Annotated in this window: 1 protein-coding gene; it reads right to left on the bottom strand. The window is 61.8% G+C overall.

The window, feature by feature from the left end:
• The coding region (locus tag IH13_RS0100190; protein ID WP_031079913.1) for a cbb3-type cytochrome c oxidase subunit I at positions 1-356 on the bottom strand (356 nt) is incomplete at both ends.

Raw genomic sequence — 356 nt, 5'->3', positions numbered from 1 at the left:
GTGGAAGTGCGCCACGACGAAATAGGAGTCGGAGACGTGGAAGTCGAGCGGCGGGGAGGCCAGGAGCACACCGGTCAGACCCCCGAAGAGGAAGGTGACGAGGAAGCCGACGGACCAGAGCATCGGTGTCTCGAAGGACAACGAGCCCTTCCACATCGTGCCGGTCCAGTTGAAGAACTTCACACCGGTCGGCACCGCGATCAGGAAGCTCATGAACGAGAAGAACGGAAGCAGTACACCGCCGGTCACGAACATGTGGTGCGCCCAGACGGTCACGGAGAGACCGGCGATGGCGATCGTGGCGCTGATGAGGCCGACGTAGCCGAAAATCGGCTTCCGGCTGAACACCGGAATGA

Origin of the sequence: Streptomyces sp. NRRL WC-3549 (assembly GCF_000721935.1) — a bacterium.
GTDB lineage: Bacteria > Actinomycetota > Actinomycetes > Streptomycetales > Streptomycetaceae > Streptomyces.
Note: the sequence above shows the minus strand (reverse complement) of the source record. Positions and strands in the feature narration are given on the sequence as shown.